Consider the following 25,394-nt stretch of genomic DNA (forward strand, 5'->3'; position numbering starts at 1 on the left):
ACTTCAGCCTACGCCCACGGACTCGGTGGATCGGCGAGGCGCTCCGGGCGCGGGCGGCGCGGAACGCTCACTTGCTGGTGCTGCGCTGGTATTGACGCACCGAGAGCGGCACGAAGACCAGCAGGATGAGGGCGATCCAGAGCAGCGTGTAGAGCACCGGATGCTGCATGGACCAGACATCGGGGACCTCCATGCCCTCGGGAACATTGCCGAAGAGTTCGCGGACTCCCTGGGTGATGGCCGAGACCGGGTTCCACTCCACGACATGGCGCAGACCCGATGGGAAGGACTCCAACGGCACGAAGGCGTTCGAGACGAAGGTCAGCGGCATGATGACCAGGAAGGAGGCGTTGTTGATCACATCGACACTCGGCACGATCAGGCCGATGAAGGCCATCACCCAGCTGATCGCATAGGCGAACACCAGCAGCAGAGCGAAGGCGGCGATCGTCTCGGCGATCGATCCGTGCGCCCGCCAGCCCACGAACAGCCCGGTGATCGCCATCACGGCGAGTGACACGATGTTGTAGACGACATCGGAAGTGGTACGCCCCACGAGCACCGCCGAACGGGACATCGGCAGGGAGCGGAACCGGTCGATGAAGCCCTTCTGCATGTCCTCGGCGAGGGCCGCGCCGGAGTAGGTCGCGCCGAAGACGACGGTCTGCGCGAAGATGCCGCCGATGAGGAACTCCTTGTAGTCCAGTCCGGGCCCGGCGTCGATCGCCCCGCCGAAGACATAGGCGAACAGCAGCACGAACATGATCGGCGACATGAGGACGAAGACCATGATCTCCGGCACACGCTTGATCTTGATCAGATTGCGCTTGGCGACGACCCAGCCGTCGGTGGCGACCCGCAGCGGGCTCATCGGGAGACCTCCTCGGTCGCGTCATCGGTCTGGGTGTCGTCCGCCTCGGCCACGTGACCGGTGAGCTCTAGGAAGACATCATCGAGAGTGGGTCGCCGCAGGCCGATGTCCAGCAGGGCGATATCGGCCTGCGCGAGACGGTCCAGCAAGGCGCGCAGCTGACCCGCGCCGTCCCCGCTCGCCGCGGCCGACAGACCGCGATCACGGCGGATGACGTCCCCCGCGGCGATCTCGGCCAGCAGCCGGGCGGCATCATCGGTCCGGGCCCCATCGGCGACGACCAGCTCGATCCGCTCTCCGCCGGTCTGCGACTTGAGCTCATCGGCCGTGCCCTCGGCGATGGCGCGGCCCTGGTCGATGACGATGATGTTGTCGGCGAGGAGGTCGGCCTCCTCGAGATACTGCGTCGTCAACAGGAGGGTCGCTCCCGAGCCGACGAGATCCCTGATGACGTCCCACATCTGCTGTCGGCTGCGGGGGTCCAGACCGGTGGTGGGCTCGTCCAGCACCAGCACCGGAGGCTCGGCGACCAGGGCGCCGGCCAGGTCCAGCCGGCGTCGCATGCCTCCCGAGTAGGTCTTGGAGGGGCGATCGGCCGCGTCGGTCAGTCCGAAGCGCTCGAGCAGCTCCTTGGCCCGCGCTCCGGCGCGTTTGGCGCTCATGCCGTAGAGGCGCCCCACCATCTGCAGGTTCTCGAAGCCGGTGAGGTACTCGTCGACAGCGGCGTACTGCCCCGACAGGCCGATCCGGCGGCGCACACCGTTCGGGTCCGCGATGACATCGACTCCGGCGACCTCGGCCTCCCCGTCATCGGGTTTGAGCAAGGTGGTCAGGATCCGGACGGCGGTGGTCTTGCCCGCTCCGTTCGGGCCCAGCAACCCCAGCACGGTGCCGCGCGGCACCGTGAGGTCGAGACCGGACAGTGCCTCGACCTCGCCATATCTCTTGACCAGGCCCCGAGCCTGGATCATCTCACCCATCGGGTCTCCTCATCGTGACCACGGCACCGCCGACCGACGACACCTCGCTCTGCACACGCTAGACCCGGCCGCCGACAGAATCGGTCGGTACGAGATTCAGCGCGGCTGGTAGCTCGACAGGAAGTTGCCCAGACGTTGGATGGCCTCGGCCAGGTCGCGCGCCCACGGCAGCGTCACGATGCGCAGATGGTCCGGCTGCGGCCAGTTGAACCCGGTCCCCTGCGTGATGAGGATCTTCTCGCTGACCAGCAGGTCGAAGGCCAGCTGCTGGTCGTCCTCGATCGGATAGATCTCGGGGTCCAGGCGTGGGAAGGCGTACAGGGCGCCGCGGGGGCGCACGACGCTCACACCGGGGATCTTCTCCAGCTCGTTGACGGCGGTGTCGCGCTGTTCCAGCAGCCGTCCGCCGGGCAGGATCAGCTCCTTGATGGACTGGTAGCCGCCGAGCGCGACCTGGATCGCGTTCTGGGCCGGGACATTGGGGCACAGCCGCATCGAGGCCAGCAGCGTGATGCCCTCCAGATAGTCGTGAGCGCGTTCGAGCGGACCGGTGACGACCAGCCAGGCCGAACGGTATCCGCACACGCGGTAGGCCTTCGAGAGGCCGTTGAAGGTCAGCGTGAGGACATCCGAGGCGATGCTCGCCATGGGAATGTGCACGGCATCGTCGTAGAGGATCTTGTCGTAGATCTCATCGGCCATCAGCACGAGATCGTGCCGCCGGGCCAGGTCGGCGATCCGCGTGAGGGTCTCGCGGCTGTAGACCGCTCCGGTCGGGTTGTTGGGGTTGATGACCACGATCGCCCGGGTGCGATCGGTGATCTTGGACTCCAGATCGTCGAGGTCGGGGTTCCAGCCGTTGTCCTCATCGCAGAGGTAGTGGACCGGTACGCCGCCGGCGAGATTGGTGACCGCGGTCCACAACGGATAGTCCGGGGCCGGGATCAGCACCTCGTCGCCGTTGTTGAGCAGCGCCTGCAGGGCGATCTGAATCAGCTCGGACACGCCGTTGCCGAGCCAGACATCGTCGATGTCGATCGCCGGGAAGCCCTCCTGCAGCTGATAGTGGTGCACGACGGCTCGGCGGGCGGGCTGAATGCCACGGGAGTCGGAGTAGCCGGCGGAGGTGGGCAGCGCGGCGATGACGTCCTGGAGGATCTCGCTCGGAGCGTCGAATCCGAAGGGCTGCGGGTTGCCGATGTTCAGTTTGAGGATGCGGTGGCCCTCCGCCTCCAAGGCCGCGGCGCGGGCGCTGACGGGCCCTCGGATGTCGTAGAGGACATCGCGCAACTTCTCGGACTGACGCACCACAGGACTCATGACCACATTCTGTCACCTCCCCCACCAGGCCCGGGAACCCGTTGAGCGTGGACGTTCCCCCTACTCGCTGCGCTCGTGGGAGGTGCCCCCACACTCAACGGGTTCGGGATCAGGAGAGGTCGCGGACGACGTCGAGGGCGTGCTGGAGGTCGGCGGGGTACGGAGACTCGAACTGCACGTATTCGCCCGAGCGGGGGTGATCGAAGCCCAGCCGCACCGCGTGCAGCCACTGCCGCTCCAGACCGACCTTCGCGGCAAGCGTCGGATCGGCACCGTACTGCAGATCACCGACGCACGGATGCTTCAAGGCGCTCATGTGCACGCGGATCTGGTGCGTACGCCCCGTCTCGAGCTTGATCGTCAGCAGCGAGGCATAACGATGCGCTTCGAGAGTGTCGTAGTGCGTGATACTCGGACGCCCGTCGCCGCGGACCGTGAACTTGAAATCGTGCTTGGGATGGCGGGCGATCGGCGCATCGATCGTGCCGGTGTGCGGATCCGGATGGCCCTGCACGAGCGAGTGATAGGTCTTGTCGACCGTCCGATCGCGGAAGGCCTGCTTCAGCACCGAGTACGCCTGCTCGGACTTCGCGACGACCATGAGCCCACTGGTGCCGACATCGAGGCGCTGCACGATGCCCTGGCGCTCCGGGGCACCGGAGGTAGAGATCCGCACCCCTGCCCCGGCGAGATGCCCAGAGACGGTCGGGCCCTCCCAGCCGACACTCGGATGGGCAGCGACCCCGATGGGCTTGTCGACCACCACGATGTCGTCGTCCTGGAAGACGATGTCCATGCCCTCGACGACCTCGGCCACCACCTCGGCGACACGTGCCGAGGGGATCTGCGCCTCCAGCAGCACGCCGGCGTCGACACGTTCGGACTTGACCGGGGCCACCCCGTCGAGGAGCACGAGACCCTCCGCGATCAGCTCACCCCCACGAGTGCGCGACAACCCGAACAGCCGTGAGAGCGCGACATCGACACGCTCCCCCGCCAGCCCCTCGGGCACATAGACCGACCTGCTCTCGTGCTCGCTCATCGCTTCGCCTCCTCCCGGGTGCCATCCAGACCGATGCCCTGGAAGGCGCGGATGACGATCATCACCGCAGCGATATTGAGGGAGAGGTCGGCGATATTGAACACGAACCAGTCGAACAGCTTCAGGAAGTCCACCACGTGCCCGTGCAGGGCCCCGGGGGCCCGGAAGATCCGATCGGTCAGGTTGCCCAGCGCTCCGGCGAGGAAGAAGCCGAAGGCCACCGCCCACCACCGGTCCCGCAGACGGCGGGCCATGAACAACAGCACCACGGTGGCGATGATCGCGATCACGCTGATGACGATGGTGAACTGCGCTCCGGTGCCGAAGGCGGCACCGGGGTTCCGCAAGAAGGACAGCCACAGCACACCGGGCACGACGGTGATGCTGTCGGCGCCCTCGAGATAGGCGACCGCGAGGATCTTGGAGATCTGGTCGATGCCCCAGACGACGGCAGCGACGATAGCGAACAAGCCGATGCGCGATCGGCGGGGACTCGGGGGCGTGGCGCTGGCTGCGTTACTCAGCGGCGCTCTTCTTTCCTCTTGCATTCCATGCACAGCGTAGCCCGTGGGAAGGCGAGGAGCCGCAACTTGCCGATCGGCTGGCCGCAGTTCTCGCAGATGCCGTAGGTGCCGTCGTCGAGTCGCTCGAGCGCCTTCTCGGTCTGGCTCAGCAGTTCCTGCTGGTTGGCGGCGAGGGACATCTCCGCATCGCGCTCGAGGCTGGTGGAGCCCACATCGGCCTGATCGTTACCGGCACCGTCGACTCCGGACGCGAGCAGATCGCGCAATTCCGCCGCGGAGGTCTTCAGCTCGGCGGCGAGTCGATCCAGGCCACCGAGAAGCTCGGCGCGGACCTGCTCGATCTCCTCATCGGTCCACGGATCCTCGTCGGCACGAACCGTCAATGACGTACTGGGCATGCGGGGACAGTAGACCGGAGCCGCCACCGAGGCAAGTCCACGGGTCCGTAGAATCGACCGTGTGACTTCGAACGCCGCGACCCCGCCCGATTCCGCCCGGAGCTACCAGCCCGTTCCGGCCCAGATCGACCTGCCGGGGGCCGAGCGCGAGATCCTCGACTTCTGGCGCCAGAACGGCACCTTCGCCGCCTCCCTCGACACTCCCCCGGATGCCCCGCGCTGGACCTTCTACGAGGGTCCCCCCACGGCCAACGGCACGCCGGGCACCCACCATGTCGAGGCGCGCGTCTTCAAGGACGTCTTCCCGCGGTTCAAGACGATGCAGGGCTATCACGTCGACCGCAAGGCCGGATGGGACTGCCACGGTCTCCCGGTCGAGATCGCCGTGGAGAAGGAACTGGGCTTCAACGGCAAGCCCGATATCGAGGCCTTCGGCATCGCCGAGTTCAACGCCCGCTGCCGCGAGGCGGTCCTGCGGAACGTGGACCAGTTCGAGGAGATGACCGACCGGATGGGCTACTGGGTCGATATGAGCGACCCGTACCGCACGATGGATCCCGAGTACGTCCAGAGCGTCTGGTGGGGGCTCAAGCGGATCTTCGACCAGGGCCTGCTCGTCGAGGACTACCGGATCGCCCCCTACTGCCCTCGCTGCGGGACGGCCCTGAGCGATCACGAGATCGCGCAGGGCTACGAGACCGTCACCGATCCATCCGTCTACGTGCGGCTGCCGTTGACCTCGGGCCCGCACGCCGGAGACGCCTCACTGCTGATCTGGACCACCACTCCGTGGACGCTGCCGAGCAACGCGCTGGTGGCGGCGCGGGCCGATGTCGAGTACGTCACCGCGACCGACGGCACCGAGACGGTCGTCGTCGCACGTGAGCTGCTGGAGGCCGTGCTCGGCGAAGGCTGGGAGGTCACCGATACCTTCACCGGCGCCGATATGGCCGGCTGGACCTACGAGCGTCCCTTCGGCATCGTCGAGTGGCCGGGCGAGGCGCACTTCGTCGTGACCGAGGACTACGTCACCACCGATGACGGCACCGGGCTGGTCCACCAGGCCACCGTCTTCGGCGAGGACGACTTCGCCTCGGTGCGCCGGCACGCCGTCGCGCTCGTCAACCCGATCACCACGGAGGGCCGGTTCGAGGACGGACTCGATCTCGTCGGCGGCATGTTCTTCAAGGACGCCGATCAGGTCATCATCGCCGACCTGCGCGAGCGCGGTCGGCTGTTCCGCTACCTCGACTACGAGCACTCCTACCCGCACTGCTGGCGCTGCCACACGCCGCTCATGTACTACGGGCTGCCCTCCTGGTACATCCGCACCACGCAGCGCAAGGATGATCTCCTCGCCGCCAACGAGTCCACCACCTGGTATCCCGAGCGGGTCAAGCACGGCCGCTACGGCGACTGGCTCGAGAACAATATCGACTGGGCGCTCTCACGCAATCGCTTCTGGGGCACGCCCCTGCCGATCTGGCGCAATGACGAGGATCCCGGCAAGCTCGTGTGCGTCGAGTCCCTCGCCGAGCTGTCCGAGCTGACCGGCCGAGACCTGTCCGAGCTCGACCCGCACCGTCCCTTCATCGACGAGGTCACCTTCACGGTCGACGGCGAGCCGGGCACCTACCGGCGTGTGCCCGAAGTCATCGATGCCTGGTTCGACTCGGGATCGATGCCCTTCGCTCAATGGGGTTACCCGCACGCCGAGGGGTCGAAGGAGCGCTTCGAGCGGGCCTTCCCCGCGCAGTACATCTGCGAGGCGATCGACCAGACTCGCGGCTGGTTCTACTCGCTCATGGCGGTCAGCACGCTCGTGTTCGGCCAGAACAGCTACGAGAACGTCGTCTGCCTGGGACACATCCTGGCCGAGGACGGCAAGAAGATGAGCAAGCACCTGGGCAACATCCTGCTGCCCATGCCGCTCATGGACGAGCACGGCGCCGATGCCGTGCGCTGGTTCATGGCCTGTTCCGGGTCGCCCTGGTCCGCTCGCCGGATCGGCAACGCGGCGCTGACCGAGATCGTTCGCAAGGTGCTGCTCACCTACTGGAACACCGTCGCCTTCCACGTGCTGTACGCCCGCGCCGAAGGCTGGGCTCCAGGGGCGTCGGAGGCGCCGCCGGTGTCCGAGCGCCCGGTGCTGGATCGCTGGCTGCTGTCGCAGACGCACCGGCTCATCGGCGATGTCACCGAGGCGCTGGAGGACTTCGACACCCAGACCGCCGGGCAGCGGCTCGCGGCCTTCGTCGACGATCTGTCGAACTGGTACGTGCGACGCTCACGCAAGCGCTTCTGGCGTGGCGACGCGGCCGCGCTGTCCACCCTGCACGAGGTGATCGACATCGTCACGCGGCTGCTCGCGCCGTTGGTGCCGTTCATCGCGGAGCGGGTGTGGCGTGATGTCATCGTCCCGGTCACCCCGGACGCGCCCGCGTCGGTTCACCTGGCCGACTGGCCGGTCGCCGACACCACGCTGATCGAGGAGGGACTGGCCGAGCGCGTCGACCTCGCCCGCCGGGTCACCGAGCTGGGCCGCGCCGCGCGCGCCGAGGCCAAGGTCCGCACGCGCCAGCCGCTGCGCCGCGCGCTGATCGGCTCGGCGCCGTACGAGGCCCTGAGCCCGGATCTGCGCGCCGAGGTGTGCGAGGAGCTCAACATCCGTGCCATCGAGTCCCTCGCGAGCGTGGGCGGCGATCTCGTCGACTACAGCGTGAAGGCGAACTTCCGCGCCCTCGGCAAGCGTTTCGGCAAGGGCACTCCCGCAGTCGCCGCGGCGGTCGCGAGCGCCGATCCCGCCTCATTCGCCGGACTCGGCGACGGCACGGTGACGGTCGAGGTGGAGGGCGAGAAGCTCGAGATCGGCGCCGACGACGTGATCATCACCGAACGTCCTCGCGAGGGCTGGGCCGTGGTCAACGAGCAGGGCGAGACCGTCGCGCTCGATCTCGAACTCGACGACGAGCTCCGGCGGGCCGGGCTGGCCCGCGAGATCGTGCGCGTGATCCAGGAGGCCCGCAAGAACTCGGGTCTGGAGATCACCGATCGTATCCAGGTGCGCTGGAATGCCGGCGAGACGGCGTCCGCCGCGATCGACGCGCACGCGGACTCCATCGCCGAGGAGGTGCTGGCCTCGTCCTTCGTCCAGGACCCGGCGGTGGACGATCAGGACTCGGCCGTGCGCGACGCCGACCTCTCCCTCACCTTCACCGTCATCCGCGCCTGAAGCCCGACTTGTGCCGGGTTGTGGCCCTCAACCGACGTGGAAAAGGGCCACAACCCGGCGAAAGTCGGCCCGGAGGGCATAACGCAGCAGGCCCCGCACCGATCGGTGCGGGGCCTGCTGCGTGATACCTGGTGTCAGCCCTTGTCGACGGGTGTCGAGGCGATGTCGTCGGCAGCGAGAATGCGGTTGCCGCCACGACGCACCTGCGAGGTGGGCTCGACATTCTCCTGCTCCGAGAGCTGCTTGAGCTGGTTCTCGAAGTAGGCCTTCAGACGCGCGCGGTACTCGCGCTCGTAGGCGCGCAGGTGGTCGACCTCGGTCTGCAGCTCCTGCCGCTGACGCTCGATATCGGCCAGGATCTGCTGACGACGCTGGTTGGTCTCTTCGTCGAGCTTGTGCGCGCGCATGCGGGCGACGGCCTCGACGCGCTCGGCCTTCTCCTTGGACTCGGTCTCGAGCCGCTCGGCCTCGCTGCGGGCATTGCCGAGCAGCTGGTCGGCCTCTTCCTTGGCCGAGTCCATGAGCTGATCGGCGTTGGTGGACGCGATCTCCAGCAGTCGGGCGGCGGCGACGGACGCCTCGCTGACCGTGGCGACCTTCTGCGGCTCCGGCGTGGGCTCCGCCTTGACCGGCTCCGGGGTGGGCTCCGGCTCGGGCTCGGGCTCCTTGACCGGCTCGGGCTTGGCGGGCTCGGGCTCCTTGACCGGCTCGGCCGGCTGCGCCACCTGCAGACGGGTCTGCTCGGCGGGTGCGGGAGCGGCACCGCCACCGGCCTCCAGCTTCGAGCGCAGCTCGGCGTTCTCGGCGAGGAGACGCTCGAGCTCGGCCTCCACCTCGTCGAGGAACTGGTCGACCTCGCCCATGTCATAGCCTTCACGCAGCCTCACGGCTGTGAAGCGCTTCTCGCGCACGTCTTCCGGCGTCAAGGGCATCGATTCACCTCTAGGTATGTATCCATCTCTGGGGCTCACCGGACGGGACCGGCGGTGTCACCCTCCACCGTACTCTGTGGCAGTGCAGGGCTGCTACGCACCTACCGCATCGGCGTCCAGTCAGCGCGATCCAGCCTAGTACATGAGGCCGCGCGCCACGCCCTGAGCGATGACCAGGACGATGATGAGGATCATCGGCGAGAGGTCCAGCATCACCTGCCCCAGTCGGATCGGGGGAATGACCTTGCGCAGGGCCCGCAACGGCGGGTCCGTCACGGTGTAGATCACCTCGCAGATCACTGCCACGAAGCCACTCGGTCGCCACTGGCGCGCCAACACCTGGATCCAGTCGACCACGAAGCGGGCGATGACCAGCCAGATGGCGACCTGCAGGATGATCCAGATGATCTGTGCGATCGTCGAGCCCATCGATCAGCTCTGGTTGTAGAAGCCGCCGGCCACGATGGCCTGCTTGTCCTCCTCGGACACCACGATGCTCTCCGGGGAGAGCAGGAAGACCTTGGCGGTGATGCGGTTCAGGGAGCCGTGCGAGGCGAAGACCAACCCGGCGGCGAAGTCGACGAGGCGCTTGGCGTCTTCGTCGCTGATATCCGACAGGTTCATGATCACCGGCACACCGGAACGGAAGTGCTCGCCGACCGTGCGGGCATCGTTGTAGGTGTGCGGGGTGACCGTCTCGATCCGGGAGAGGTCCGTCGGGCCGACGAAGTTGGCGGCGCGTCGCTCGTCGAGATCGGCGACCGGGCGTACCGAGGGCCGGAAGGTCTGCTGCTCGGGCTCGGCGACCTGCGCACGCGGCGCCTGGGCACGCGAGGTGCGGGCGGGAGCGTTCCGGACGGGCCCCGACTCCTCGAAGTCGACGTCGTCGTAGTCGGCCTGCTCGACGAGGCCGAGGTACTCTCCGACTTTCCGCATTGCGCCTGCCATGGCTTCTCCGTCAGTGTCGTGCGTTGGGTGGTCTAGTGCGAGGTTACTGCAATGAACGGCGTTCCCCGAGGATCGAACGACCGATCCGCAGGTGTGTCGCGCCGTGGGCGATCGCCGCGGCGAAGTCACCGCTCATGCCGGCCGACACGATGTCGGCCGCCGGATGGTCCTGACGCAGCCGATCGGCGATCCGCGCCAGGTGCTCGAAGCTCGGGGCAGGGTCCGCCCCGAGCGGTGCGACGGTCATCACACCGCGGAGCCGGAGGCCTGGCAGGTCGGCGATGGCGTCGGCGAGCCCGGGCACGTCGGCGGGCTCGGCACCGGCTCGCCCGGCGTCGTCGCCGCCGAAATCGACCTGCACGAGCACCTCGATCTCCCGCTCGGCGGACTCGGCCCCTCGCGAGAGCGATCGGGCGAGTTTGGCCCGGTCGACGCTCTGCACGACATCGGCGTACCGGGCGACCTGGCCGGCCTTGTTGGTCTGCAGCCCGCCGACGAAGTGGAGCCGGGGCATGGTCACGCCCTCAGGGAGGATCGTCTCGAGCTCTTCGCGCTTGTCCCTCGCCTCGGGATGCCGGTTCTCCCCTACGTCGGTGATCCCGAGCGCGGCGAGCGACGCCACGTCCGAGGCCGGATAGGTCTTGGTGATCGCCACGAGGGTGAGGTCCTCGCGGGAGCGCCCCGCGGCCGCACAGGCGGCCGCGATCTCGTCCTCGACGACACCGAGCTGCCGACGCAGCTGCTTGTCTCGCGTCGCGGATCGATCGGTCACCGGGCCTCCTCGTCGTGCATCGTCAGGAGCATGGCGAATCGTCCCGCCCGCTCGCCGTCGCGTCGGTAGGAGTGGAATCGCTCGTCTTCGAGCGTGCAGACATCGAGATCGGTGATCGCGACGCCCTCGGCGGTGAGCTGCGAGGCGACTGCCGCGCCGAGGTCGATCGACGGGGTGCCCCACGACGTCGTCGAGGACGCTCCGGGCACCCGCTCATCGACCTCTGCCGCCAACGCGGCGGGCACCTCGTAACAACGGCCGCAGACGTGCGGGCCGATCCATGCGTGCAGCGATGTGGCGCCGTCGGCCCGCAATCGGGCGACGGCGGCCGGGACGATGCCCTCGGCGGTGCCGGCTCGACCGGCGTGGACGACGGCCCCCAGCGGGAGGTGATCGTCGGCCAACACGATCGGCACGCAGTCGGCGACGCGGACGGCAGCCACCACACCCGGACCCTCGACGAGCAACGCGTCGGCGGCCGGCGCCGAGGCCGGGTCCGCGATGGCGATACCGACACCGTGTACCTGGCGCATCAGCGCTACCGGGACGCCGGCGAAGGCCTCGGAGACGCGTTCGAGGACACTCGGCTCGCCCGCACGCAGGTCGCTGCGGGCGTCCGTGACGGCGAACTCGGCCAGGCCGTGACGCTCGCGATGCCAGAACACCGTCAGCGCAGGAAGTCCGGGACGTCCAGGCCGTCGTTGAAGTCGCTCTGCGAGGCCGGCTCCGGCTCCGGTCGTGGAGCGGGCTCCGGGGAGGCCGCCGGGGGTGCCTGATGACGGGCCGGCTCCTGACGCGGCGCCGAGCCGCCCGGCTGCGAGGACGGCGCGGCGGGTGCCTGGCGCGGCTGCTCCGCTGGGGCGGGCTGCGTGGGCTCGCCCCGCAGGAGCGCGGGCTGCGAGGCATCGCGGGCCTTGGGCTCTCCGCCGTCGAAGCCGGCCGCGATGACGGTGACGCGCACCTCGTCCCCGAGCGAATCGTCGATGACCGCGCCGAAGATGATGTTGGCCTCGGGATGCACCGCATCGCTGACCAGGCCGGCAGCCTCGTTGATCTCGAACAGGCCGAGATCCGAGCCGCCCGCGATGGACAGCAGCACGCCCCGGGCACCCTCGATGGAGGCCTCCAGCAAAGGACTCGACACGGCCATCTCGGCCGCGACGGCCGCGCGCTGCTCGCCGCGAGCCGAGCCGATGCCCATCAGCGCGGAGCCGGCATCGCTCATGACCGACTTGACGTCGGCGAAGTCGAGGTTGATCAGACCCGGCGTGGTGATGAGGTCGGTGATGCCCGAGACGCCCTGGTAGAGCACCTGGTCGGCCTGGCGGAAGGAGTCGAGCAGGCTGACATTGGGGTCGCTGATCGAGAGCAGGCGGTCGTTCGGGATCACGATGAGGGTGTCGACCTCCTCGCGCAGCCGCTGGATCCCGTTGTCGGCCTGATTGGAACGGTTGCGTCCCTCGAACTTGAAGGGGCGCGTGACGACGCCGATCGTCAGGGCGCCGAGCGAGCGGGCGATCCGCGCGACGACGGGTGCGCCACCGGTGCCGGTGCCGCCGCCCTCGCCCGCGGTGACGAAGACCATGTCGGCGCCCTTGAGCGCGGCCTCGATCTCGTCGGCGTGGTCCTCGGCGGCCTTCTGACCGATCTCGGGATTGGCTCCGGCGCCGAGGCCGCGCGTGGAGTCGCGTCCGACATCGAGCTTGACATCGGCATCGCTCATGAGCAGTGCCTGGGCGTCGGTGTTGATGGCGATGAACTCGACACCCTTGAGACCGACCTCGATCATGCGGTTGACGGCGTTGACGCCGCCGCCCCCGATGCCGACCACCTTGATCACCGCGAGGTAGTTCTGAACCGCCATCTGCCTTGCCCTTCGTTCGCTGACTGCCCTGGAGTGAGACTGTGAACCTTAACCCTCAGGTCGAGGTTTATAGTTATGTCAACCTCTCGATGATGAAACTCTAGGTGTCGCCCCGCGGTCGATCCCGCCAACACGCCGGACGATCGGCGACATCTGCGATCGGGTCGAGTCCGGACGTGCCTCGCGTCACGCGCGTCGGCGGGTCACGTCACGCCGAGTGGTGCGATCCCGACCGCGAGTGGTGGGGGGGGGGGGGGGGCCCCGGCGGGGGGGGGGGGGGGGGGGCGGCCCCCCCCCCCCCCCGCCCGGCGCGGGGGGCCCCCCCCCCCCCCCCCCCGCGGAACGGGGACGACGCGGGTGACGGGGAGATTCACTCGCGCGTGGTGGGGCGGGTGGGGACGCTCACGTCGTACTCGCTCGCGGGGAGGTTCAGCAGCACCTTCAGCACCCGCAGCTTGGCCTTCGCCTCGCCGGCGCTCCCCCACATGATCATCCGGCCGTCGGCCAGCGCCAGCTCCACCGAATCCACCGTCTCGGCCCGCACCTGGGCCACGCCGTTCGCGAGTGCCGGGTCGATGCTCCGCACCTCGTCGGCGACCTGAGCCGCGGCGGCGAGGACATCCTCGTCATCGGTATCGACCTGGAGCTCCAGCAATCCCTCGGGCGGCGGATCGGCGGGCAGGAAGACCACGCCCTCGCCGTCGACGAGCCATGGACCGGCACCCTGCTGGACCCAGGCGACCGCCTCGCGCTCGGTGACCGAGACGCTCACGGCATCGGGCCATCCCCGGGAGACATCCACTGTCAGCGCCGGAGGCAGCGCATCGGTCACGCGCTCCTCGATAGCCTCGGTGTCGAGCCGGGCCAGCGGCGTGCCGAGCGGCACCTCGGCGGCCTGGACCACCTGCTCCTCGGTGAGCTGCTCCACACCGCTCACCCGGACCTTCTGCGCCACCAGCAGATCGGAGAACCAGATCGCCCACACGGCCGCCCCCACGAGGGCGACCACCAGCGCGGCCAGGAGTCCACGCTTCCAACGGCGGCGGCGCCGCTGGCGCATCCGCTCCTCGAAGGCTGTCCTCGTCACCGGCTCTCCAGCGACGCCAGCAACCGCGGCCCGACCTCCGTGATGTCACCGGCGCCGAGGGTGACCACGACGTCGCCGGGGCGCACGAGTGTCATGAGCCGATCGGCCGCTTCGCCGACCGGTCCGATCGCGTGCGCGGGCACACCGGTCACCGCATCGGCCACGAGTTGAGCCGTGACCTCCGGGTCCGGATCCTCGCGGGCCAGATAGATGTCGACCACCGCGACCTCGTCCGCTGCGGAGAGGGCCTGTCCCATCAGCGAGCCGAAGATCCGGGTCCGGCTCACCAGGTGGGGCTGGAACACCGCCACCAGACGCGCGCCATCGGCCACCTGCCGCGCCGCGGCCAGGTCCGCCACGAGTTCGGTCGGGTGATGCGCGTATGAGTCGTACACCCGCACTCCCCCGGCCTCGCCCTTGTACTCCATCCGTCGCGCGGCCCCGGCATAGGTGCCGAGACCGCGGGCCAGCGCGGACGGCTCGTGGCCGAGCACCGAGCCGGCGGCCAGGGCCAGCAGCGCGTCCTGGGCGTAGTGGCGTCCCGGCACCGCGAGCTCGAGCGGCACCGAGACACCGTCGACCATGGCGGTCAGCAGCGTGCTGCCCCCCTCGACCCGCAGGCCGTGCGCGGTGACATCGGCCGGGGTGTCGAGGCCGACCGTCACGACCCGCAGCCCGGCTGAACGGGCCACCTCGGCGAGCCGTTCGGCTCCTGGATCGTCGATCGCCAGCACCACCGCGGTCTCGACCGTCGCGATGAAGTCGGCGAAAGCCCGCTCGTACGCCTCGACGCTCCCCCACACGTCGAGGTGGTCGGCGTCGACATTCGTGACCAGTGCCACCTGCGGGTGGTAATGCAGGAACGCGCCGTCGCTCTCATCCGCCTCGACCACGAAGATGTCGTCAGCACCTGCGCGCGCATTGGTGCCGAGGGAGGGGATCTCGGCCCCGATCGCGAACGAGGGATCGGCGCCTGCGCCCTGCAGCGCGCAGGTCAGCATCGCCGTGGTGGTGGTCTTGCCGTGCGTGCCGGCCACGGCCACGGTGACCGCGGGCGGGGTCATCAGCGAGGCGAGGCCGGCCGAGCGCGGCCAGAGCCGCACGCCGGCCCGCTGAGCTTCGAGGATCTCCGGATTGTCCTCGCGGACCGCCGTGCTCGCGATGACCGTGTCGACACCGGCGAGGTGCTCGCCGTTCTGGCCGACGAAGCACTCGATGCCCTCGGCCCGCAACGACGCCAAGACATCCGAGTCACGCGCGTCCGATCCCTGCACCCGCAGGCCCCGCTGCGCCATGATCCGGGCGATGGCCGACAATCCGGCACCGCCGATGCCGATGAAGTGCACGGTGCCGAGCTCGGCGGCCGGCAGGACGTGCTCGGGGACCGGGATCCTCACCGGCGCTCCCCTCCGGCCAGGTGGATCAGCTCGGCGAGCCGCTCCGCGGCATCCGCGCGGACGATGTCCGATGCCGCCCTCGACATCTGATCGAGTGCGGACGGATCGGTCACCAGCGGGATGACGGCCTGCTCGACCCAGGCGGAGGTGAACGCGGCATCGTCGATGAGCACGCCGCCTCCGGCCTCGACGACGGGATGGGCGTTCAAGGCCTGCTCCCCGTTGCCGATCGGCAGCGGCACGAAGGCCGCGGGAAGCCCCACGGCGGCGACCTCCGTGACCGTGTTGGCACCCGACCGGCACACCGTGAAGTCGGCGGCGGCGTAGGCGAGGTCCATGCGCTCGATGAACGGGATGACCCGATAGGGCGGGGCGCCGGGCGCGGTCTCGACCGGCACCTCGTCGGGACGACCGGCGGCGTGCAGCACCTGCACGCCTGCCGCGGCGAGCGCGGGAGCGGCACCCGCCATCGCCTGATTGATGCGACGCGCGCCCTGGGATCCGCCCGTCACCAGGATGGTCGGACGGTCGGGGTCGAGCTCGAAGAATCGCCGCGCCTCGGAGCGCTCGGCATGCCGGTCGAGGGACGCGATCTCACGGCGGATCGGCAAGCCGAGGTACTGGGCGTGCGGCAGCACCGTGTCGGGGAAGCTCGTGGCCACGTGCTGGGTGAACCGGGCGCCCAGCTTGTTGGCGATCCCCGGCAGCGCGTTGCCCTCGTGGACGACGATCGGCAGTTTGCGGCGGCGCGCCGCGAGATAGGCCGGCACCGAGACATAGCCCCCGAAGCCCACCACGACGTCCGGGGAGAACCGGTCCATCACGTCGAGGGTCGCCTTGACCGTGCGCCGTAGCCGGACGGGCACCTTGACGAGATCCGGGCCCGGGCGGCGTGGGAGCGGCACCGGCGGCACCAGCTCGAGCTCGTAGCCGGCGGCCGGAACGAGCTCGACCTCGAGACCACGCGGAGTGCCGAGGCACACCAGGTCGTCGCCGGCGGCGCTCAGGACGGCCGCGGTCGCGAGCAGCGGTGAGGTGTGTCCGGCGGTCCCCCCGCCGGCGAGCAGCACGCGCATCGTCACACCGCCGCCTTACGACGACGGCTGGTGGCCAGCGCACGCGCGGCCCCGGGTTCGGTGGTGGCGCACTTGGCGAGGAAGCCGAGTCCGACGAGTGTGGCGAGCAGGCTGGACCCTCCGTACGAGATGAGCGGCAACGGGATGCCGATGACCGGCAGCAGACCGACCACCATGCCGACGTTGATGATCGCCTGCGACAACAGCCAGATCGTGATGCCCGCCGCCGTGTACCGCGCGAAGCGGTCGCGGGCGCGCATGGCGATCCGGAAGCCGACGAAGCCCAGCATGACGAAAAGCGCCAAGAGCACGAGGGTTCCGGCCAGGCCGAGCTCCTCGCCGATGACGGCGAGGATGAAGTCATTGTGCGCCTCGGGGAGCGCGCCCCACTTCTGCCGGCTCTGCCCGAGCCCGACCCCGCCGAAGCCGCCTCGCGCGAAGGCCATCATCGCCTTGATCGACTGGTGACCGGCTCCCTCGGGGTCCGCGGTCGGGTCCAGGAAGCTCAGCATGCGCGTCACACGGTGCGGAGCCGTCGCGACGAAGAACACCGAGACGACACCGATCGCCAGCCCCAGGAACCACATGTACCGGGCAGGCAGGCCGGCCACCCACAGCATGCCCACGATCACCGCGAAGAGCACGAGCGCGGTGCCGAGGTCGTCCTGGGCGACGACCATCGCCGAGACCGCGCCGGCCACGGGGAGCATCGGCGTGAGGATGTAGCGCGGTGTGCCGAGGTACTTGTGCCGCCGGTCGTACAGGTCCGCGATCCACAGCACCAGCACGAGCTTGGCGAGCTCGGACGGCTGCAGGTTGAATCCGCCGAACAGCGGCAGCCAGTTGCGGTTGCCGTTGACCTCCAGGCCGAGAGGCGTGAACGTCAAGACGATGAGCACGACGACGATCAGCAGCACGGGGCGGATCAGCATCCGCAGCTTGTCCATCGGCATCCGCAGCACGATCAGGAAGCCCACCACGCCGAGCCCGGCGAAGATCACCTGGCGCGTCACGATGTAGAAGGAGTCTCCGTAGGTGCGCAGCGCGAACACCGAGCTGGCGCTCAGCACCATGATGAGGCCGAGCCCCAGCAGGATCGCGGTGAGGCCGAGGACGAGCTGATAGGAGGCGAGCGGGCGTGCCAGCACCTGGCGCACCGATTCCATCGCCGCGGACGCGCGGCGGGGTCGAGTGCTCGTACGAGACTCACTCATGGGTAAATCCTTCAACGAGGCGGGGAAGATCGGGGAAGGAGAAAGCTGGTCGGGACTACGTGCGCTCGGCGAGACGTCGGACCGCCTCGGCGAACAACTCGCCACGTTGCGCGTAGTCGGTGAACTGGTCCATGGAGGCGCAGGCGGGTGCAAGGAGCACCGTGTCACCGTCGACGGCGAACGACGACGCGACCTCGACCACACGATCCATGAGGTCATCCTCGCCCGTCTCGACCTCGACCACCGGCACCTCGGGCGCGTGTCGCGCCAGCGCTTCGGCGATCAGGGACCGGTCCCGGCCGATCAGGACGACCGCCCGCAGGCGGTCGCGGGCACCCTCGACCAGCCCGTCGAAGGTCGCGCCTTTGGCGAGCCCACCGGCGATCCAGACCGCGCTCTCGACCGCGGACAGCGCAGCGCCGGCCGCGTGCGGGTTGGTGGCCTTGGAGTCGTCGACATAGCGGATGCCGCCGATCCGGCCGACCTCCGCGACCCGGTGCGGTCCCGGGCGGAAGGCACGCAGTCCCGCACGGACGGCGGCGGGCTCGACGCCGTGGGCCCGAGCGAGCGCGGCGGCGGCGAGGGCGTTCTCGATCACATGGGGCGCGTCGGCATAGAGATCGTCGAGCGATCCCAGCTCGGCCGCCTGCTCGGCACGGTTCTCCACGAAGGCGCGGTCGGCCAGCAGATCGTCGACGACCCCGAGCTCGCTGAGTCCGGGGACACCGCGGGTGAAGCCGATCGCCCGCGCGCCCTCGATCACGTCCGCCTCCTCCACGAGCCGTCGCGTCACCGGATCGGCCACGTTGTAGACGCAGGCGCGCTGCACGTTCTCGTACACGCGGCCCTTGGCAGCCGCGTAGGCGTCCGCTCCCCCGTGCCAGTCGTAGTGGTCGGGAGCGATATTGAGGACGGCCGCCGCCTCGGCGGACATCGAGGAGGTCCAGTGCAGCTGGAAGCTGGAGAGCTCGACCGCGAGCACGTCGTAGCCCTCGGGATCCATGACGGCCTCGAGGACAGGCGTGCCGACATTACCGACGGCCCGTGCTCGCAGTCCCGCCGCGAGCAGGATCTGCTCCAGCATCTGGACCGTGGTGGTCTTGCCGTTGGTGCCGGTCACGACGAGCCACGGCGCGGCGTCGGGACCGCGCAGCCGCCAGGCGAGCTCGACCTCGCCCCAAATCGGGATGCCGCGCTCCGCTGCCTCCGCCAGCAGCGGGGTGTCGGGGCGCCAACCCGGCGAGGTCACGACGATGTCGATGTCGTCGGGCAGGGCGTCGGTGGCCCCAGGGCCCAGACGGACATCGGCTCCCAGGATCCGCAGGAGCGTGGCCTGCTCCCGCCGCGCGGCGTCGCCCTCCGAGGAGTCGACCGCGATGACCGAGGCACCGAGATGCGTGAGGGTGTCGGCCGCGGCGAAACCGCTCACACCGAATCCCGTGACGAGGGCACGCACGCCCTCCCAGGAGTCGTCCCGTCCGAGCGCGTCCACGTCGATCCCGCTCACTGGCGGCTGATCCAATCCCAGTAGAAGACCGCGACTCCGGCGAGGACGCACAGCCCGCAGATGATCCAGAACCGGACCACGATGGTGATCTCGGCCCAGCCCTTGAGCTCGAAGTGGTGCTGCAACGGCGCCATGCGGAAGACCCGCTTGCCACCGGAGATCTTGAAGTAGCCCACCTGGATGATCACCGAGAGCGTGATGATGACGAACAGTCCGCCCAGCAGCACGAGGAGCAACTCGGTGCGCGTCATCAACGCGAGTCCGGCGATCGCGCCGCCGAGCGAGAGCGAGCCGGTGTCGCCCATGAAGATCTTGGCCGGCGACGTGTTCCACCACAGGAATCCGAAGCAGGCGCCGGTGAGCGCCGCGGCGATCGTGGCGAGATCCATCGGATCGCGGACCTCGTAACAGCCGGCCGCCAGGTCGTAGGCGCAGTTCTGGTTGTACTGCCAGACGTTGATGACGACATAGGCCCCGAACACCATGACCGAGGCCCCGGTCGCGAGGCCGTCGAGACCGTCGGTGAGGTTGACGCCATTGGACGTGGCCGCGATGAGCAGCAGCACCCACACGATGAGCGCCACCGTCGGCAGTGTCCACCCCGGGATGTCACGCGCGAAGGAGATCGCATGGGTGATCGGCGTCTGCCCGCGGTCGTCCTCCCAGCCGATGGCGAGCACGGCGAAGATGAGGCCGACCGAGACCTGCCCGATCATCTTGGCCTTGCTGCGCAGGCCGAGGGAACGTTGCTTGGAGATCTTGATGTAGTCGTCGAGGAAGCCGATCAGGCCGAGACCGACGAACAGGAACAGCAGCAGCCACCCCGAGGGGCTCGGCCAGAAACCGGTGGCCAGCTTGGCCACCGCGTAGGCGAGCACCACCGAGAAGATGATGACGATGCCGCCCATCGTGGGCGTGCCGCGCTTGGTGTGGTGCGAGGTCGGACCGTCGTCGCGGATGAGCTGCCCGTATCCCTTGGCGACGAGCACGGAGATCGCCCACTTGGTCCCGACGAGCGTGCCCAGGAGTCCGAGGGCACCGGCGATCAGGACAGCAAGCACGGGGCGGTTTCCTTTCGAAGACAGGTCGTCGTCATCGGTCAGCGGCGAGCAACGCGTCGGCGACACGCTCGAGCCGTTCGCCCCTCGATGCTTTCACGAGCACCACGTGACCGGGCCGCAGGCTCCTGTCGAGTGTACGGATGGCGTCCGCGGGCGTCGCGGCGACCTCGGCGATCGCTCCCGCCCCGCGCGCGATGTCCTCGGCGTGGTCGCCGACAGCGACCACACGTCCGATGCCCAGGCTCGCCGCCAGGGCGCCGACCGCCTCGTGGTCCTCGCGCGCCCGCTCTCCGAGCTCCAGCATGCTGCCCAGGACCGCGACCGAGCGGGCGGTATCGGCCAGGCCGGCCAGGGCGCGCAGCGCGGCCTCCATCGACTCCGGATTCGCGTTGTAGGCGTCGTTGACGACGACGACCCCGTCGGCGCGCTCGTGGCGTTCCATCCGCATGGGCGACCGCGGCCCGGCGGTCGCCAGCGAGGCGACGGCCGCCTCGGTCGCGATGCCCGCGGCCCGGGCGGCGGCGAGCGCCGCTGCCGCGTTGAGCACCTGGTGCGGTCCCAGCTGCGCGACCGTCAGATCGCGATCGGCTCCCTCGACGCGGGCCAGGACATGCGGATGGCCAGCGGCGTCCGTGGTCACCTCTCCGGTCAATCGGACGTCCTCGCCGGCGAAGCCGAAGGTGGCGACATGTGCCGCGGTGCGCGAGGCCATGGCGGCGACGCGGTGATCATCGGCATTGAGGACGGCGACTCCCCCACTGCCGACGGCCTCGACCAGTTCGCCCTTGGCCAGCGCCGTGATCTCCGGTGTGCCGAACTCTCCGAGGTGGGCGGAGCCGACATTGAGGACCACGCCGATGTCCGGCGGCGCGATCCCGCACAGATACGCGATGTGGCCGATGCCACGAGCCCCCATCTCCACGACCAGGTACCTGGTGTCCGCATCGGCTCGCAGGACGGTGAGGGGCACACCCAGCTCGTTGTTGAACGAGCCGCGCGGGGCGACCGTCGGGGCCTGGTCGCCGAGGACGCCCGCCAGCATGTCCTTGACGCTCGTCTTGCCGTGCGAACCGGTGATCGCGATCACGGTGATCTCACCCCGCTCGCGTAGTACCTCCAGACTGTGCCGGGCGAGCGCCGCCATGGCGGCGGGAACGTCGTCGACCACCACCGCCGGTCCTTCGACCTCTGCGGTGACGAGCGCCAGTGCGGCACCGTCGGCGAGCGCTCCCGGCACGAAGCGATGTCCGTCGGCGTGATCGCCGGCCATCGCGGCGAAGATCGCCCCCGGTGCCGTCTCCCGCGAGTCGATGACGACCGGTCCGGGCACCGCGAGGCCGGGATCGGCGCGCAGAGCGCCGCCGGTGATCTCGGCGATATCGGCCGCGGTGAGTCCGGCGATCATCGCAGCGACTCCAGACACTCGCGGACGACATCGCGATCGTCGAAGGGGTGGACGACGCCGTCGATCTCCTGCCCGCGCTCGTGCCCCTTGCCCGCGACGACGACCGTGTCCCCGGCCCGCGCCATCGAGAGGGCCTCGGCGATCGCCGCCCGCCGGCCGGCGACCTCGACGACCTCGGCTCGGGCATCGCGCGCCCCCTCGATCACCGCGGCCCGGATGTGCGCCGGGTTCTCCGAGCGCGGGTTGTCATCGGTGACCACGAGGATGTCCGCACGCTCGGCCGCGGCGGCGCCCATGACGGAGCGCTTGCCGCGGTCACGGTCGCCCCCGGCGCCGAGCACGATGATGAGACGCCCCTCCGTCACCGGTCGCAGGGCCTCCAGCACGGCCACGATCGCGTCCGGCTTGTGCGCGTAGTCGACCACCACGGTCACGTCTCGCCCGGAGTCGATCCGTTCCATCCGGCCGGGTACACCGGGGCTCCGCGCGATTCCTGCCGCGGCTGCGCGCGGATCGCGTCCGGAGACGGCGAGGGCGGCCACGACGGCGGCCGCGTTGGCCACATTGAACGCACCGGGCAGCGGCACCACGAGCTCGATCTCATCGCCGTCGGGGGTCCGGAGCACGGCACGCGACCCGAGCGGCTGTGCCTCGAGCTCGGCGATCCGCCAGTCGGCGGGCTCCTCTCCCGTCGAGACCGTGGTGATGGGGATCTCGGCCTCGGCGGCGAGGCGGCGGCCGTAGTGATCGTCGACCAGGACGACCCCGGCCCGGGCGTGCTCGGGCGCGAACAGTCGCGCCTTGGCCTGGAAGTAGTCCTCCATGTCGGCATGGAAGTCCAGGTGGTCGCGACCGAGGTTCAAGAAGACGCCGACATCGAAGGCGAACCCGTCGACCCGGCCCTTGACGAGGGCGTGGCTCGAGACCTCCATCGCACAGGCGGTGACCTCCTCCTCGCGCATGACCGCGAAGAGCGCTTGCAACGCGGGCGCCTCGGGGGTCGTCAGCGTCGACGCCGCCGGCACGCCGGCGATCCGGGTGCCGATCGTGCCGATGACCGCGGGCCGCTCGCCGCTGAGCGCCGCCTCCGCCAGATAGGTGCTGGTGGTCTTGCCCTGGGTGCCGGTGATGCCGATCGTGGTGAACGCCTCACTGGGATGGTCGTACACGTCCGCCGCGAGATCGGCGAGGACCCGGCGTGGGTCCTCCACCACGAGATACGGCAGTCCGTCGGGGACGCACTGCAATCCCCGCGCATCGGTCAGCACCGCCACCGCGCCCGAGGCCGCGGCCCGGTCGGCGAAGCGCGCACCGTGCGTGCTCGCGCCCGGCAGCGCCGCGTAGAGATCTCCGGGCCGCACCTCCGCGGTGTTCAAGCTCAACCCTGTCACCTCGGCCTCGCCGTGCGGACGGACGCCGAGCCGATGCGCCAGCGAACGCAGCGAACGATGCGGGGGCTCGGTCGGGCGTACCCGCATGGACTCCTCAACCACGCCTCCGACACTAGTGCCCCGCACTAGTCCCCCGCGCGAGGGCGACGAGCGGCCTCGTCACGTGTCATCGTCCTCACCAGTACTGCGCGACCTCGGGCGACGGCGAGCCCGTGGGCATGACGCCGAATCGCTCGAGTGCCATCGACATGATGTCGTGGAAGATCGGGGCGGCCAACGAGCCACCACCGGCGCCGCCCGGCGCCTTGTCGATGACGATGTAGGTCACGAAACGCGGCTTGTCCGCGGGAGCGAAGCCGACGAAGGACACCAGGTTCTGACCCCGCAGATAGCGTCCCGTGTCCGGATCGACGCGCCACGCCGTACCGGTCTTGCCCGCCACACGGTAGCCGTCGACCTGGGCCAGCGGCGCCGTTCCGTCGTCGGCGGTGACCGCCTCCATCATCCGGGTGACCTGTGCAGCCGCCTCGGGTGACACCACACGCTCCGGCTCGTCCTGCTCGATCTTCTTCTCGGTGCCGTCCGGCGCGATCGTCGACTCGACCACCGTCGGATCGCAGCCCATGCCGTCATTGGCGATGACGCCGATCGCGCGCAGCATCTGCACGCCGGTCACCGAGATGCCCTGCCCGAAGGCGGTCGTGGCGTGCTTGGCCCGGGTCCAGCTGTCGGCATCCTCGACGATGCCCGCGGACTCGCCCGGCAGGCCGACACCGGTCTGCTCGCCGAAGCCGAACTTGCGCAGGTAGTCGTAGAAGGTCTGATCGTCCATCTGCTGAGCCGCGACGATCGTGCCGAGGTTCGAGGACTGGGCGATGACTCCGGCCGCGGTCATCTGCAGCACGCCGTGGTCCCAGTGGTCGCCGATCCGGAAGCCGTCGATGGTCATGCTCTCGGGCACCCGCACCTTGGAATCGGCGTTGATGAGCCCCTGATCGGCCAGCGCCGCCATCGTCACGGGCTTCATGACCGATCCCGGCTCGTACACCGTCTGTGTGGCACGCGAGACCGTGTTCTGGTCGGTGATGCCCTGGCGGGTGTCGGGATTGAAGGTCGGTGCCTGCGACATCTGGAGGATCTGGCAGGTCTTGACGTCCATCGTGATCGCGAGCCCCCAGGCCGAGCCGGTCGACGACACGACCTCGGAGAGCCGCTGGTCGGCGAACCACTGCAGGTCGCGGTCGATCGTGGTCTTCACCGCGGTGCCGGGCACCATCTCCTCGACGGTGTTGTCGGCCATCGGGATGCGCTGTCCGGTCGAGGAGACCTCGTAGGTGCTCGACCCGTCGGTGCCGGTCAGCTGGTCGTCGAACATCTGCTCGATGCCCTGGACGCCCTTGCCGGAGTTGTCGGTGAAGCCGAGGAGATTCGCCGCGAGCGACCCGCCCGGGTAGCTGCGTAGATTCTCCTTCTCGGTGAAGACACCGGTGTACTTCGCGTCGCGCACGGCCTTGACCGCATCGGAGGCCTCGGAGGCGGGGATGTCGCGGACGACGTAGACGAAGCGCGAGTCCGGGGTCCGGAGCTTCTCGATCGTGTCGAAGTAGTCGATCTCGCCGGGCAGCTGCTCATAGAGGATGCGGGCGATCTGCGGGGCGTGCTCGGACGTCATGCTCGGATCGGCCGTGACGGTGAGTCCATCGGTATTGGAGGCGAGCTCCACGCCGTTACGGTCGACGATCGCGCCGCGCGGTGCGGGCACCGTGGTCGTCGCGGTGCCGTTCTGCACAGCCATCGCCGCATAGGCCTTGGCATCGACGCCCTGGATCTGGAACAGGCGCAGGCCGAACACGAGGAAGACCGCCAGCGCGAGCACGAGACACACCCGCACCCGGCGCCGGGTCATCGCGGTGATCATCACTGACCTCCCTCTCCGGCGGGAATCGGCTGGCCGATCACCGTGCCGTCGGCCAGCCGCAGGAACACGGGATTGGCCGGAGGCACCATGCCGGCATTGGTCGCCTTGTCCGCGAGCGACTGCGGCGACTGCAGGTCCTGCAGCTCGCGGGCAAGTCCCTCACGCTCGATGCCCAGGCTCTCGTTCTCGCGGGTCAGGTCGGACAGTACGAAAGACTGGCTCTGCATGATCGTGCTCATGATGATGAGGCCGACGAGACCCACGCCGAGCACCGTGAGCAGCACGACGACGAAGGGCGCGCGCTTGGCCCGCTGCCGCACCGGCGCGACGAGCCGCAGACCGGCCGAGCGGACCTCGTGTCCTCGCGCGACGAGCGCGCGGCCGGCCTGACTGGCGACCGCGCTCCCCCGGCTCACCGGCACCGCCCGGAGGGACGCGTGCCGGACGGACGCGGC

At 69.4% G+C, this 25,394-nt stretch carries 23 protein-coding genes; 1 reads left to right on the forward strand and 22 read right to left on the reverse strand.

The features are described from left to right. Nucleotides 1–67: 67 nt before the first annotated feature. The 6 genes from JL108_RS12680 to JL108_RS12705 form a co-directional block, all read right to left on the reverse strand. Nucleotides 68–871 (reverse strand): ABC transporter permease, encoded by an 804-nt coding sequence (locus JL108_RS12680; protein ID WP_143913146.1) that lies wholly within the window; start codon nt 869–871, stop codon nt 68–70. Next, nucleotides 868–1,851, reverse strand: a complete 984-nt coding sequence (locus tag JL108_RS12685) for an ATP-binding cassette domain-containing protein (RefSeq protein ID WP_205198621.1) — start codon at nt 1,849–1,851, stop codon at nt 868–870. Before JL108_RS12685 ends, JL108_RS12680 begins: the two co-directional genes overlap by 4 nt. A gap of 96 nt (nt 1,852–1,947) precedes the next feature. Next, entirely contained in the window at nt 1,948–3,171 is a 1,224-nt protein-coding gene (locus JL108_RS12690) for a pyridoxal phosphate-dependent aminotransferase (protein WP_205198622.1), read from the reverse strand. A gap of 109 nt (nt 3,172–3,280) precedes the next feature. Then, nucleotides 3,281–4,213 carry an RluA family pseudouridine synthase gene (locus JL108_RS12695; protein ID WP_205198623.1) on the reverse strand — a complete coding sequence of 311 codons (933 nt, stop codon included), beginning with the start codon at nt 4,211–4,213 and terminating at the stop codon, nt 3,281–3,283. Then, nucleotides 4,210–4,683 (reverse strand): signal peptidase II, encoded by a 474-nt coding sequence (locus tag JL108_RS12700; protein WP_240191022.1) that lies wholly within the window; start codon nt 4,681–4,683, stop codon nt 4,210–4,212. Before JL108_RS12700 ends, JL108_RS12695 begins: the two co-directional genes overlap by 4 nt. 50 nt (nt 4,684–4,733) lie before the next feature. Then, a complete protein-coding gene (locus JL108_RS12705) occupies nt 4,734–5,135 on the reverse strand; it encodes a TraR/DksA C4-type zinc finger protein (RefSeq protein WP_143913141.1) in 402 nt (133 codons plus the stop codon). 61 nt (nt 5,136–5,196) lie between these two features. Between JL108_RS12705 and ileS the strand changes: the two genes are divergently transcribed. Further along, complete coding sequence (gene ileS / locus JL108_RS12710; protein WP_205198625.1) at nt 5,197–8,367, forward strand: isoleucine--tRNA ligase; 3,171 nt, start codon at nt 5,197–5,199, stop codon at nt 8,365–8,367. A 134-nt stretch (nt 8,368–8,501) separates the two neighbouring features. Here ileS and JL108_RS20260 read toward each other — a convergent pair whose 3' ends face one another. From JL108_RS20260 to JL108_RS12790, 16 genes are all read right to left on the reverse strand, one after another. After that, nucleotides 8,502–9,299 (reverse strand): DivIVA domain-containing protein, encoded by a 798-nt coding sequence (locus tag JL108_RS20260; protein WP_143913139.1) that lies wholly within the window; start codon nt 9,297–9,299, stop codon nt 8,502–8,504. Between the two features lie 135 nt (nt 9,300–9,434). Further along, complete coding sequence (locus tag JL108_RS12720) at nt 9,435–9,728, reverse strand: YggT family protein (protein ID WP_143913138.1); 294 nt, start codon at nt 9,726–9,728, stop codon at nt 9,435–9,437. 3 nt (nt 9,729–9,731) lie between these two features. Then, nucleotides 9,732–10,247, reverse strand: coding sequence for a cell division protein SepF (locus JL108_RS12725; RefSeq protein ID WP_143913137.1), 516 nt, complete (start codon nt 10,245–10,247; stop codon nt 9,732–9,734). 43 nt (nt 10,248–10,290) lie between these two features. Beyond that, entirely contained in the window at nt 10,291–11,019 is a 729-nt protein-coding gene (locus tag JL108_RS12730) for a YggS family pyridoxal phosphate-dependent enzyme (protein ID WP_307837259.1), read from the reverse strand. After that, nucleotides 11,016–11,684 carry a polyphenol oxidase family protein gene (locus JL108_RS12735; RefSeq protein WP_307837260.1) on the reverse strand — a complete coding sequence of 223 codons (669 nt, stop codon included), beginning with the start codon at nt 11,682–11,684 and terminating at the stop codon, nt 11,016–11,018. Before JL108_RS12735 ends, JL108_RS12730 begins: the two co-directional genes overlap by 4 nt. Nucleotides 11,685–11,686: 2 nt before the next feature. Further along, nucleotides 11,687–12,883 (reverse strand): cell division protein FtsZ, encoded by a 1,197-nt coding sequence (gene ftsZ, locus JL108_RS12740; RefSeq protein WP_143913134.1) that lies wholly within the window; start codon nt 12,881–12,883, stop codon nt 11,687–11,689. A 370-nt stretch (nt 12,884–13,253) separates the two neighbouring features. Beyond that, nucleotides 13,254–13,970, reverse strand: a complete 717-nt coding sequence (locus JL108_RS12745; RefSeq protein WP_205198626.1) for an FtsQ-type POTRA domain-containing protein — start codon at nt 13,968–13,970, stop codon at nt 13,254–13,256. Further along, nucleotides 13,967–15,367, reverse strand: a complete 1,401-nt coding sequence (gene murC / locus JL108_RS12750; RefSeq protein ID WP_205198627.1) for a UDP-N-acetylmuramate--L-alanine ligase — start codon at nt 15,365–15,367, stop codon at nt 13,967–13,969. Before murC ends, JL108_RS12745 begins: the two co-directional genes overlap by 4 nt. Further along, the gene (gene murG, locus JL108_RS12755; RefSeq protein WP_205198674.1) at nt 15,364–16,443 is read right to left on the reverse strand and encodes an undecaprenyldiphospho-muramoylpentapeptide beta-N-acetylglucosaminyltransferase; all 1,080 of its coding nucleotides are present in this window, start codon (nt 16,441–16,443) and stop codon (nt 15,364–15,366) included. Before murG ends, murC begins: the two co-directional genes overlap by 4 nt. A 2-nt stretch (nt 16,444–16,445) precedes the next feature. Then, nucleotides 16,446–17,657, reverse strand: a complete 1,212-nt coding sequence (ftsW, locus tag JL108_RS12760; RefSeq protein WP_205198628.1) for a putative lipid II flippase FtsW — start codon at nt 17,655–17,657, stop codon at nt 16,446–16,448. Nucleotides 17,658–17,712: 55 nt separating this feature from the next. Beyond that, nucleotides 17,713–19,164 carry a UDP-N-acetylmuramoyl-L-alanine--D-glutamate ligase gene (murD, locus tag JL108_RS12765; RefSeq protein ID WP_307837261.1) on the reverse strand — a complete coding sequence of 484 codons (1,452 nt, stop codon included), beginning with the start codon at nt 19,162–19,164 and terminating at the stop codon, nt 17,713–17,715. After that, nucleotides 19,161–20,225, reverse strand: a complete 1,065-nt coding sequence (gene mraY / locus JL108_RS12770; RefSeq protein ID WP_205198629.1) for a phospho-N-acetylmuramoyl-pentapeptide-transferase — start codon at nt 20,223–20,225, stop codon at nt 19,161–19,163. The genes murD and mraY overlap by 4 nt, the downstream gene beginning before the upstream one ends. A gap of 31 nt (nt 20,226–20,256) precedes the next feature. Beyond that, the gene (murF, locus tag JL108_RS12775) at nt 20,257–21,648 is read right to left on the reverse strand and encodes a UDP-N-acetylmuramoyl-tripeptide--D-alanyl-D-alanine ligase (RefSeq protein WP_307837262.1); all 1,392 of its coding nucleotides are present in this window, start codon (nt 21,646–21,648) and stop codon (nt 20,257–20,259) included. Beyond that, entirely contained in the window at nt 21,627–23,063 is a 1,437-nt protein-coding gene (locus JL108_RS12780) for a UDP-N-acetylmuramoyl-L-alanyl-D-glutamate--2,6-diaminopimelate ligase (RefSeq protein ID WP_374190852.1), read from the reverse strand. The genes murF and JL108_RS12780 overlap by 22 nt, the downstream gene beginning before the upstream one ends. A 133-nt stretch (nt 23,064–23,196) precedes the next feature. Beyond that, complete coding sequence (locus JL108_RS12785; RefSeq protein WP_205198630.1) at nt 23,197–24,939, reverse strand: penicillin-binding protein 2; 1,743 nt, start codon at nt 24,937–24,939, stop codon at nt 23,197–23,199. Continuing rightward, entirely contained in the window at nt 24,939–25,355 is a 417-nt protein-coding gene (locus tag JL108_RS12790; protein ID WP_143913127.1) for a septum formation initiator family protein, read from the reverse strand. Before JL108_RS12790 ends, JL108_RS12785 begins: the two co-directional genes overlap by 1 nt. Nucleotides 25,356–25,394 lie beyond the last annotated feature (39 nt).

The organism is Aeromicrobium sp. YIM 150415, assembly GCF_016918125.1.
Classification (GTDB): Bacteria; Actinomycetota; Actinomycetes; order Propionibacteriales; family Nocardioidaceae; genus Aeromicrobium; species Aeromicrobium piscarium.

Bases quoted from the DNA above. Each gene is read 5' to 3' on its own strand.
- JL108_RS12690 (WP_205198622.1), bottom strand. From the start codon at position 3,171: ATGAGTCCTGTGGTGCGTCAGTCCGAGAAGTTGCGCGATGTCCTCTAC.
- JL108_RS12705 (WP_143913141.1), bottom strand. From the start codon at position 5,135: ATGCCCAGTACGTCATTGACGGTTCGTGCCGACGAGGATCCGTGGACC.
- JL108_RS12720 (WP_143913138.1), bottom strand. From the start codon at position 9,728: ATGGGCTCGACGATCGCACAGATCATCTGGATCATCCTGCAGGTCGCC.
- ftsW (WP_205198628.1), bottom strand. From the start codon at position 17,657: ATGAGTGAGTCTCGTACGAGCACTCGACCCCGCCGCGCGTCCGCGGCG.
- JL108_RS12680 (WP_143913146.1), bottom strand. From the start codon at position 871: ATGAGCCCGCTGCGGGTCGCCACCGACGGCTGGGTCGTCGCCAAGCGC.
- JL108_RS12695 (WP_205198623.1), bottom strand. From the start codon at position 4,213: ATGAGCGAGCACGAGAGCAGGTCGGTCTATGTGCCCGAGGGGCTGGCG.
- JL108_RS12725 (WP_143913137.1), bottom strand. From the start codon at position 10,247: ATGGCAGGCGCAATGCGGAAAGTCGGAGAGTACCTCGGCCTCGTCGAG.
- murG (WP_205198674.1), bottom strand. From the start codon at position 16,443: ATGCGCGTGCTGCTCGCCGGCGGGGGGACCGCCGGACACACCTCACCG.
- JL108_RS12685 (WP_205198621.1), bottom strand. From the start codon at position 1,851: ATGGGTGAGATGATCCAGGCTCGGGGCCTGGTCAAGAGATATGGCGAG.
- JL108_RS12785 (WP_205198630.1), bottom strand. From the start codon at position 24,939: ATGATCACCGCGATGACCCGGCGCCGGGTGCGGGTGTGTCTCGTGCTC.
- ftsZ (WP_143913134.1), bottom strand. From the start codon at position 12,883: ATGGCGGTTCAGAACTACCTCGCGGTGATCAAGGTGGTCGGCATCGGG.
- JL108_RS20260 (WP_143913139.1), bottom strand. From the start codon at position 9,299: ATGCCCTTGACGCCGGAAGACGTGCGCGAGAAGCGCTTCACAGCCGTG.